The organism is Anoxybacillus sp. TBDG-1, from assembly GCF_054815885.1.
Genome location: NZ_JBTZSY010000065.1, coordinates 1 through 9,744 on the forward strand (window position 1 = coordinate 1; position 9,744 = coordinate 9,744).

At 39.8% G+C, this 9,744-nt stretch carries 9 protein-coding genes, 1 tRNA gene, 1 other RNA gene and 1 other annotated feature; of the genes, 8 read left to right on the top strand and 3 right to left on the bottom strand.

What is annotated here, in order from left to right; translation table 11 throughout:
* Positions 1–76: 76 nt before the first annotated feature.
* On the bottom strand, positions 77–778 hold the full coding sequence (locus ACYQY7_RS13115; RefSeq protein WP_461202702.1) for a YaaC family protein: 702 nt from the start codon (positions 776–778) through the stop codon (positions 77–79).
* A 116-nt stretch (positions 779–894) separates the two neighbouring features.
* On the opposite strand from ACYQY7_RS13115, the gene guaB reads away from it, so the two are divergent.
* The 6 genes from guaB to ACYQY7_RS13145 all read left to right on the top strand — a co-directional run bounded on the left by guaB (position 895) and on the right by ACYQY7_RS13145 (position 7,257).
* The gene (gene guaB, locus ACYQY7_RS13120; protein WP_461202704.1) at positions 895–2,361 is read left to right on the top strand and encodes an IMP dehydrogenase; all 1,467 of its coding nucleotides are present in this window, start codon (positions 895–897) and stop codon (positions 2,359–2,361) included.
* A 99-nt stretch (positions 2,362–2,460) separates the two neighbouring features.
* Positions 2,461–3,789: a D-alanyl-D-alanine carboxypeptidase family protein gene (locus ACYQY7_RS13125; RefSeq protein WP_461202706.1), complete on the top strand. Its 1,329-nt coding sequence runs from the start codon at positions 2,461–2,463 to the stop codon at positions 3,787–3,789.
* Between the two features lie 213 nt (positions 3,790–4,002).
* On the top strand, positions 4,003–4,887 hold the full coding sequence (gene pdxS / locus ACYQY7_RS13130) for a pyridoxal 5'-phosphate synthase lyase subunit PdxS (RefSeq protein ID WP_004888477.1): 885 nt from the start codon (positions 4,003–4,005) through the stop codon (positions 4,885–4,887).
* 18 nt (positions 4,888–4,905) lie between these two features.
* Positions 4,906–5,484 (top strand): pyridoxal 5'-phosphate synthase glutaminase subunit PdxT, encoded by a 579-nt coding sequence (pdxT, locus tag ACYQY7_RS13135; RefSeq protein ID WP_461202708.1) that lies wholly within the window; start codon positions 4,906–4,908, stop codon positions 5,482–5,484.
* A 56-nt stretch (positions 5,485–5,540) separates the two neighbouring features.
* Positions 5,541–5,756 (top strand) — a binding site (T-box leader).
* Positions 5,757–5,809: 53 nt separating this feature from the next.
* Complete coding sequence (gene serS, locus ACYQY7_RS13140) at positions 5,810–7,084, top strand: serine--tRNA ligase (protein ID WP_461202710.1); 1,275 nt, start codon at positions 5,810–5,812, stop codon at positions 7,082–7,084.
* A gap of 80 nt (positions 7,085–7,164) precedes the next feature.
* Positions 7,165–7,257, top strand: a tRNA-Ser gene (locus tag ACYQY7_RS13145).
* 120 nt (positions 7,258–7,377) lie between these two features.
* Here the strand turns inward: ACYQY7_RS13145 and ACYQY7_RS13150 are convergent.
* Together ACYQY7_RS13150 and ACYQY7_RS13155 are read right to left on the bottom strand one after the other, a co-directional pair.
* Positions 7,378–8,046: a deoxynucleoside kinase gene (locus ACYQY7_RS13150; RefSeq protein ID WP_461202712.1), complete on the bottom strand. Its 669-nt coding sequence runs from the start codon at positions 8,044–8,046 to the stop codon at positions 7,378–7,380.
* Complete coding sequence (locus ACYQY7_RS13155; RefSeq protein ID WP_461202714.1) at positions 8,043–8,681, bottom strand: deoxynucleoside kinase; 639 nt, start codon at positions 8,679–8,681, stop codon at positions 8,043–8,045. The genes ACYQY7_RS13150 and ACYQY7_RS13155 overlap by 4 nt, the downstream gene beginning before the upstream one ends.
* A gap of 136 nt (positions 8,682–8,817) precedes the next feature.
* On the opposite strand from ACYQY7_RS13155, the gene tadA reads away from it, so the two are divergent.
* Positions 8,818–9,306: a tRNA adenosine(34) deaminase TadA gene (gene tadA, locus ACYQY7_RS13160; RefSeq protein WP_461202716.1), complete on the top strand. Its 489-nt coding sequence runs from the start codon at positions 8,818–8,820 to the stop codon at positions 9,304–9,306.
* A 73-nt stretch (positions 9,307–9,379) separates the two neighbouring features.
* An RNA gene (gene ffs / locus ACYQY7_RS13165) (signal recognition particle sRNA large type) lies at positions 9,380–9,644 on the top strand.
* Positions 9,645–9,744: the final 100 nt, after the last annotated feature.

Below are 9,744 nucleotides of genomic sequence, written 5' to 3' on the forward strand. Positions count from 1 at the left end.
AGCGCCGATGGTAGTTGGCGGGACACCGCCTGCGAGAGTAGGACGTTGCCGGGCGAAGATAAAAGACCAAGACAATTTAGTCTTGGTCTTTTTTGCTACCTAATAAATAATGATACAAATAGAGTGGTATTTTATGTTCAGTTACTTCTAAAAACTGTACAATAAAAGGATACGCATCATTTGAATAACTATGAAGGAGATCGTACCACCATTCCGTTTCGTAACGGCAAATCATACTTAAATTGTATAGCAATAAATAGTGAGCAACGATTTCATGAATACGCTTGTTTTGTCCATTTGTTTGTTTAAAATATAGATGAAATAAAGGGGTTAGTTCTTCTATTTGTTCTAGCAGCTGTTTCATGCAAAATTTTTCCCCATATGCATGTTTCACATGAAACATTTTTTCAGAAAAATAAGTAAATAACCCATACTTTTGAATTTTTACTTCGTCTTTAAAAAAATCGTAGTTTTGTTTTTTTCTTTTTCTCGTTGATACTCCATGTGCTAAAACTGATGATGATTCTGGATAATCAGGGTGGATTGTTAATAAACACGCTTTAAGAAGCTGTACATTCCCATAAAATAATAAAACAGGTTTAATCGCTAATGGTGCTTGGCAAGCTGTGTCATAAAATTTTTTTCCATGTTGTAAGTAGTACATAAATGGATAACAATTGTTATAACTTTTCTTTTCAGCGTCCTCCCGTCCTTCTTGTTTGTAGCGTTCAAGTAAAAATTCGTGTACAAAATTTGATGAGTAAAATACTTCCCACATCGTATATTCTCCTTATGTAATTGATCGAATTATCTAACATTTTCGTGTTTTCTTGACAGAAAAAAGCGAAGTTGATACTCTACTAATTAATATTTCCAAAGTGAGGGGGAAAAACAATGTGGGAAACAAAATTTGCGAAAGAAGGATTGACATTTGATGACGTCCTTTTAATCCCAGCTAAGTCAGAAGTGTTGCCACGTGATGTCGATTTAACTGTTGAGCTAAGTAAAACGTTAAAATTGAATATCCCGATCATTAGCGCAGGAATGGATACGGTAACCGAGGCGGAAATGGCGATTGCGATGGCACGCCAAGGAGGATTAGGAATTATTCATAAAAACATGTCAATTGAACAACAGGCGGAACAAGTCGATAAAGTAAAACGTTCTGAAAGTGGCGTCATTACGGATCCGTTCTTTCTAACTCCTGAACATCAAGTATATGATGCAGAACATTTAATGAGTAAATATCGTATTTCAGGCGTTCCAATCGTGAATAACGCTGAAGAACAAAAACTTGTTGGAATTATTACGAATCGTGATTTACGCTTCATTCAAGATTACTCAATGAAAATTTTTGATGTGATGACAAAAGAGAACTTGATTACAGCCCCTGTGGGAACGACATTAGCAGAAGCAGAGAAAATTTTACAAAAGTATAAAATTGAAAAACTCCCTCTCGTTGACGATCAAGGTGTGTTAAAAGGACTTATTACTATCAAAGATATTGAAAAAGTTATCGAATTCCCAAACGCAGCAAAAGACGACAAAGGACGTCTTCTTGTCGGAGCGGCTGTTGGAGTTACGGCAGATACGATGTTGCGCGTGAAAAAGCTTGTGGAAGCAAATGTTGACGTCATAGTAGTTGACACAGCTCACGGTCACTCAAAAGGAGTGCTTGAAACGGTACGTAAAATTCGCGACACTTATCCAACATTAAACATTATCGCGGGAAATGTCGCGACAGCAGAGGCGACAAAGGATTTAATTGAAGCAGGAGCAAATATCATTAAAGTCGGTATTGGTCCTGGATCGATCTGTACGACGCGTGTTGTCGCAGGTGTTGGCGTTCCTCAAATTACAGCCATTTATGACTGTGCAACAGAAGCACGAAAATACGGTGTTCCGATTATTGCTGATGGAGGAATTAAATATTCTGGCGACATCGTAAAAGCTTTAGCAGCTGGAGGACATGCGGTTATGCTTGGTAGTCTATTGGCGGGTGTGTCTGAAAGCCCAGGAGAAACAGAAATTTATCAAGGTAGACGATTTAAAGTATATCGTGGCATGGGGTCAGTTGGAGCAATGGAAAAAGGAAGTAAGGATCGTTATTTCCAAGAAGATAATAAAAAATTTGTTCCAGAAGGCATTGAAGGACGTGTACCTTATAAAGGACCACTTGCCGATACGATTTATCAACTTATTGGTGGGTTGCGTGCAGGAATGGGCTATTGCGGAACGAAAAACTTAGAAGAATTGCGAGAAAAAACTCAATTTGTGCGCATGACGGGAGCAGGATTAAGAGAAAGTCATCCACATGATGTTCAAATTACGAAAGAAGCTCCGAATTACTCACTTATGTAGTAAACAAATAGATGGAGGTGGAAGATTCCTCTGTCTATTTTTTTTTACAAGAGTATGCTAAAATAACGGTTATGTAAAACAGAGTTGGAGGGTTTGAGCGTGAAAACATGGTACAAGAGCTTCATCATTTCCATTGTAGCAATGTTTCTATTTATGGTGACGTTACCGCAAAACACAAAGGCGGAAGAAGACGTGCTCAATATTGAAGCCGATGCTGCTATTCTTGTTGAAGCGGAAACGGGAAAAATTTTATATCAAAAAAATATTGATGCGGTTTTAGGAATTGCTAGTATGACAAAAATGATGACGGAATACTTGTTGCTAGAAGCGATTCATGAGGGACGCGTGAAATGGGATCAAGAATATGCAGTAAGTGAGTATGTATATCAAATTTCTCAAAAGCGAGACTTATCGAACGTTCCGTTGAGAAAAGACGGAAAATATACAGTACGTGAATTATACGAGGCGATGGCTATTTACTCAGCGAACGGAGCAACGGTTGCAATTGCGGAAATTGTTGGTGGGTCGGAAACGAATTTCGTTAAAATGATGAATGAAAAAGCCAAAGAGTTAGGATTAAAAGATTATAAGTTTGTCAATGCAACTGGACTAAATAACAAAGATTTAGGAGGACTGCACCCGGCAGGTAGTGGAGATAATGAAGAAAATGTGATGTCTGCTCGCGATGTGGCAACATTAGCATATCGTTTATATCATGAATTCCCTGAAATTTTAGAAACAGCAAGTATTCCTCGTAAGTATTTCCGAGAAGGAACGGATGATCAAATTAAAATGGATAACTGGAACTGGATGCTTCCGGGACTTGTTGCAGCATATGAAGGTGTGGATGGTATTAAAACGGGATATACAGAGTTTGCAGGGTATTGCTTCACCGGTACAGCAGAGCGGAATGGCATGCGTTTTATTACCGTTGTCATGAATGCCAAAACGAACGGAAAAGGTACGCATTTGTCGCGTTTTGAACAGACAAGAAAAATGTTAGACTATGCGTTTAGCAACTATACTGTACAACAATTATATCCAAAAGGCTATATGACAAAAAAACATAAAACGATCACAGTACAAAAAGGGAAAGAAAAAGAAGTTTCGATTGCAACAAAACAACCATTGTCGTTTGTCATCAAGCGCGGTGAAGAAAAAAAATATAAGCCTGTTGTTGTCATTGAAAAAGAAACGTTAACAGCTCCTGTGAAAAAAGGTCAAAAAGTCGGGTATATGTATGTGAAATATGAAGGAACAGACTACGGGTATTTAACGAAAGAAGGGGAAAAAGCAGCACAAGTTGACATCGTAACACAACAAGCTGTAGAGAAAGCAAATGGCTTTGTTTTAGCGATGCGCGCCATTGGTGGACTGTTTAGCGACATTTGGCATGGTGCTTCAAACGTAATTAAAGGGTTGTTTTAAAGCTCTCTAAAAAGAGGGCTTTAAAATTTTTATTGTGATTTTTTAAAAAATTGAGTTAAAATAAAAAAATGTAGCTAGCGCTTCTACACTTTTACCTAGTAAAAACGTATGCTAGAATATGGATAGTGTACTGAAGTGATGAATAGTTGTCGTTAAACTTATTTTTCAGTACAATATCACAATAACGATATACATAAATGGGAGGAATGAACGGTGGCGGTTACAGGTACAGAACGTGTAAAACGCGGAATGGCGGAAATGCAAAAAGGTGGCGTCATTATGGACGTCGTCAACGCAGAACAAGCAAAAATTGCAGAAGCAGCAGGTGCAGTTGCTGTGATGGCTCTTGAGCGCGTTCCAGCTGATATTCGTGCAGCTGGTGGCGTTGCCCGCATGGCTGATCCGACTGTAATTGAAGAAGTGATGAAGGCAGTATCTATTCCGGTAATGGCGAAAGCGCGTATCGGTCACTACGTGGAAGCGCGCGTATTAGAGGCGCTCGGTGTAGATTATATCGACGAGAGCGAAGTGTTGACGCCGGCAGATGAAGAATTTCATATTGATAAACGTCAATTCACTGTGCCGTTTGTATGTGGTTGCCGTGATTTAGGTGAAGCAGCTCGTCGTATTGCTGAAGGTGCCTCCATGCTTCGTACGAAAGGTGAACCGGGTACAGGGAATATTGTTGAAGCAGTTCGCCATATGCGTAAAGTAAACGCGCAAGTGCGCAAAGTCGTCAGCATGAGCGAAGACGAATTGATGACAGAAGCGAAAAATTTAGGTGCTCCGTTTGAAGTATTATTAGAAATCAAACGTCTCGGTCGTCTTCCTGTCGTTAACTTTGCAGCAGGTGGTGTCGCAACACCAGCGGATGCGGCGTTAATGATGCATTTAGGTGCTGATGGTGTATTTGTCGGTTCAGGTATTTTCAAATCAGAAAACCCTGAAAAATATGCACGTGCTATCGTAGAGGCAACAACTCATTATGAAGATTACGAATTAATTGCTCACTTATCTAAAGGATTAGGTGGAGCGATGAAAGGGATCGATATTTCTTCGTTGCTTCCTGAACAACGGATGCAAGAACGCGGATGGTAATGTAAAGGAGCAATGAATATGGTAAAGATAGGAGTACTAGGGTTACAAGGGGCTGTACGAGAACATGTACGTTCAATTGAAGCGTGTGGTGCAGAAGCTGTTGTTGTTAAAAAAGTAGAACAGCTTGCAGATATTGACGGCCTCATCATTCCAGGCGGGGAAAGCACGACCATGCGTCGCTTGATGGATAAATACGGATTTATTGAACCACTGAAGCGATTTGCAAGCGAAGGGAAGCCGATGTTTGGAACGTGCGCAGGATTGATTATTTTAGCTAAAAAAATTGTTGGTTATGATGAGTCACATCTTGGTTTAATGGATATTACGGTTGAACGCAACTCGTTTGGTCGTCAACGCGAAAGTTTTGAAGCATCGTTAACGATTAAAGGTGTTGCGGACGATTTTATTGGTGTATTTATTCGAGCTCCGCACATTGTATCTGTAGGGGCCGATGTTGATGTGCTTGCGACGTATGAAGGTCGCATCGTCGCGGCAAGACAAGGACAGTTTTTAGGATGTTCGTTTCATCCAGAATTAACAGATGACCATCGTATGACGCAATACTTTATAAACATGGTTAAAGAAGCGAAAGAATAGACAGGTTGCATTTTGTTTAAACTTATAGTACATTATTTCCAAGAAAATGATATGAACAAAAAGCGATGACAGGAACTAGTAGCAAGCCCTCTTCCTTTCAGAGAGCCGATGGTTGGTGTGAATCGGCAGGAATGACTTGTGAATCCATCCTGGAGCGAAATGCTGAACGCGTGAAGTTAGTAGGCATTTCCGGTGAGAACCGTTATATCTCTCGAGTGGAAGACGTATGTCTTCAACTAGGGTGGCAACGCGGGAGCACTCTCGTCCCTTTCTTTTGGGACGAGAGTTTTTTATTTCATTAATCAAAATAAAGGGAGGCATGTTGATGTTAGACTTAAAATTTTTACGTACCCATTTTAAAGAAGTAAAACAAAAGCTTCAACATCGTGGTGAGGATTTAGCGGATTTTGAACGATTTGAGCAGCTCGATCGTCGTCGTCGAGAACTAATTGCACAAGCGGAAGAATTAAAAAATAAGCGAAACGATGTGTCGCAACAAATTGCTTTATTAAAGCGCGAAAAAAAAGACGCAGATCATCTCATTGCTGAAATGCGCCAAGTTGGCGATCACATTAAAGTGCTTGACGATGAATTGCGGGAAGTGGAACAACAGCTTGAAACGTTACTTTTATCGATTCCAAATGTTCCGCATGAATCTGTTCCAATTGGTGAATCAGAAGATGATAATGTAGAAATTCGTAAATGGGGTGAACCGCGTTCGTTTTCTTTTGAACCGAAGCCACATTGGGAAATTGCTGATCAACTTGGTATTTTAGACTTTGAACGGGCAGCGAAGGTAACAGGAAGTCGATTTGTGTTTTATAAAGGTCTCGGAGCACGATTGGAACGTGCGTTAATTAACTTTATGTTAGACGTACATGTGGAACAACACGGATATGAAGAAGTTTTACCACCGTACATTGTGAATCGAGCAAGCATGACGGGAACAGGACAGCTTCCGAAGTTTGAGGAAGATGCGTTCCGTATCGAGAGTGAAGATTACTTTTTAATTCCGACAGCAGAAGTTCCTGTGACTAACTTACATCGTGATGAAATTTTATCAGCGGACGATTTGCCGATTAAATATGCTGCTTATAGTGCATGTTTCCGTTCAGAAGCGGGATCAGCAGGAAGAGATACGCGCGGGTTAATTCGTCAACATCAGTTCAATAAAGTAGAGCTTGTTAAATTTGTAAAACCAGAAGATTCTTATGAAGAACTTGAAAAGTTAACGAATGATGCAGAACGTATTTTACAACTACTAGGTTTGCCGTATCGTGTGATGAGCATGTGTACAGCTGATTTAGGTTTTACTGCAGCAAAAAAATATGACATTGAAGTATGGTTACCAAGTTATGGAACATACCGGGAGATTTCTTCTTGCAGCAATTTTGAAGCGTTTCAAGCTCGTCGCGCAAATATTCGTTTCCGCCGTGATCCAAAGGCGAAACCGGAACATGTGCATACGTTAAATGGATCTGGTTTAGCCATCGGACGAACAGTGGCGGCGATTTTGGAGAATTACCAACAAGAAGATGGAACGGTCGTCATTCCAGAAGTACTTCGACCGTACATGGGAGGAAAAGAAGTGATTTCATAGGGGGAGAAGTTGCTCCCCTTTCTCATATAAAAGATATTGACATGGGATAATAATTATGATAGATTAATACATGTCGATACGGAGGAGTACCCAAGTCTGGCTGAAGGGGTCGGTCTTGAAAACCGAGAGGCGTCGAAAGGCGCGCGGGGGTTCGAATCCCTCCTCCTCCGCCATCATTTCGGTGTTTACAAACCACAGCGCATAAAATGGAGATTGTTTATTGAAATAATTCGTTACAATGTGTAACGAATTTTTGTTTTATGCAAAAAAAGGATGCCTAGTTTGGGGCATCCTTATTTTTTTAACTCACGATATTGTTCAATCATATACCCAATTTTTGCGACAATCGGTTCGATTGATTGAGCATCACTGATAATATCATATTCATTGATGTTAATACGCAAAACAGGACAAGCGTTAAAGCTATTAATCCATCTTTCATATCTTTCATACATCTCTTTCCAATATTCAATCGGTGTTTGTTGCTCCATCGGGCGACCGCGCTCACGAATACGTTTAATAATTTCCTCAAAACTTCCTTCTAAATAAATAAGCAAATCAGGATGAGGAAAATATGGTGTCATAACCATCGCTTCAAACAAATTCGTATACGTTTCATAGTCGACTTTCGACATCGTTCCTTTTTCAAAATGCATTTTTGCAAAAATGCCTGTATCTTCATAAATGGAACGATCTTGGACAAATCCTCCCCCATATTCGAAAATACGTTTTTGTTCTTTGAATCGCTCGGCGAGAAAATAAATTTGAAGATGAAAACTCCAACGTTTAAAATCGGCATAAAATTTATCTAAATACGGGTTTGTGTCTACTTTTTCAAAAGAAGTGCGGAATTGAAGTGCATCAGCTAACGCTTTTGTCATCGTCGACTTTCCTACACCGACCGTTCCAGCAATGGTAATAACAGCATCGCTTGGAATATGGTATTTTTCTCGTAAGTTCATTGTTCTAAGCTCCTTTTAAGAACAGATTGTAGTTCACTTAAAATATAAAATCGATCTTGATCACGATGAACGAAATCGAGTTCATCGCCGTTAAATCGCAATACAGGAATGTGAGGATGGGCTTGTTCAAATTGTTCCATTGCTTGTTCATAAGCGTGAGATAGTTGTTGTAAATAGTTCGGGTCAATGTTTTTTTCGAATTCGCGGCCACGCATAGCTATACGCTCTAACAACGTGTGTAATGAAGCGTGTAAATAAATGACGACATTTGGTTTTGGCATATCGTTTGTTAAAATGTCATAAATTCGTACATACTTTTCGTATTGCTTTCCTTTTAACGTTTGCTTAGCAAATATTAAGTTTTTGAAAACATGATAGTCAGCTACAACCGGTTTCCCATTGCTTAAAAACTTTTTTTCGACATCTTCTAGTTGTTTGTAACGGTTGCATAGAAAAAACATCTCCGTTTGGAAGCTCCACTCTTCAATGTTTTCGTAAAATTTACCCAAAAAGGGATTTTCATCAACAATTTCTTTTAACAATTCATATTGAAAATAGTCTGAAATGACCTTGGCTAATGATGTTTTTCCAACACCGATTGGGCCTTCCACAGTAATAAAGGGCACGCGGGACATTGTGTAACCTCCTTTAGGTGAAACCGTCTGTGTAGACAGACAAAATTTATTTTAACATAAAATGATTAGTCTGTATGTTGCTTTTTTGTTTTGATATACTTTTATAGATGATAAAAAAGCACGGGAGTTTCAAAAGATGAAAAATGATGAGTATTACATGCATTTAGCAATTGAAGAAGCCAAAAAGGCAGAGGAAATTGGGGAAGTGCCCATTGGAGCCATTATTGTACATTATGATGAAGTCATTGCACGAGCGCACAATTTGCGTGAACGAGATCAACGGTCGATTGCTCATGCGGAGCTTTTAGCTATTGATGAAGCATGTAAAAAACTAGGGACGTGGCGACTAGAACAAGCAACGTTGTATGTGACGTTAGAACCTTGTGCGATGTGTGCAGGAGCCATTGTTCTTTCTCGGATAAAACGAGTTGTGTTTGGGGCGAGCGATCCAAAAGGAGGATGTGCCGGAACATTAATGAATTTATTACAAGAACCACGGTTTAATCACCAAGTGGAGGTCGTTAGTGGGGTATTAGCTGAGCAATGTGGAGAAATGCTAAGTGAATTTTTCCGACGTTTACGTCAACGAAAGAAGGTAGAAAAAAGTAGTTTGAATTCCAATTAAATTCCATTGTATAGTCATTGCAATTTGTATGAAAAAGAGATATACTTATACTTGCGTTAGTGATAACGCATTGCCGTGCTAAGCGGGGAGGTAGCGGTGCCCTGTACTCGCAATCCGCTCTAGCGAGGCTGAATTCCTTCTTTAGGTTAGTTTGCTGTAGAGTCTGCCTAGAGTAAGTGGTGTTGACGTTTGGGTCCTGCGCAATGGGAATCCGTGAACCCTGTCAGGTCCGGAAGGAAGCAGCAGTAAGCGGACGCTCCCATGTGCCGCAGGGGTGCCTGAACTGAGCTAACTACTCTAGTAACGTTTATGGCAGCTAGTCGACGGAAGGTGCACGGCAATTTACATAGATTGAATCAAAGCACTTGCCTTAAAAGGCAAGTGCTTTCAAAGTGTTGAAAAAGTAGGACGTCAAGAAAAAGTTCACTTTCCTCGTGA

Coding starts and splice junctions, on each gene's coding strand:
- ACYQY7_RS13115 (WP_461202702.1), bottom strand. CDS start 778: ATGTGGGAAGTATTTTACTCATCAAATTTTGTACACGAATTTTTACTT.
- guaB (WP_461202704.1), top strand. CDS start 895: ATGTGGGAAACAAAATTTGCGAAAGAAGGATTGACATTTGATGACGTC.
- pdxT (WP_461202708.1), top strand. CDS start 4,906: ATGGTAAAGATAGGAGTACTAGGGTTACAAGGGGCTGTACGAGAACAT.
- serS (WP_461202710.1), top strand. CDS start 5,810: ATGTTAGACTTAAAATTTTTACGTACCCATTTTAAAGAAGTAAAACAA.
- ACYQY7_RS13150 (WP_461202712.1), bottom strand. CDS start 8,046: ATGAACTTACGAGAAAAATACCATATTCCAAGCGATGCTGTTATTACC.
- ACYQY7_RS13155 (WP_461202714.1), bottom strand. CDS start 8,681: ATGTCCCGCGTGCCCTTTATTACTGTGGAAGGCCCAATCGGTGTTGGA.
- tadA (WP_461202716.1), top strand. CDS start 8,818: ATGAAAAATGATGAGTATTACATGCATTTAGCAATTGAAGAAGCCAAA.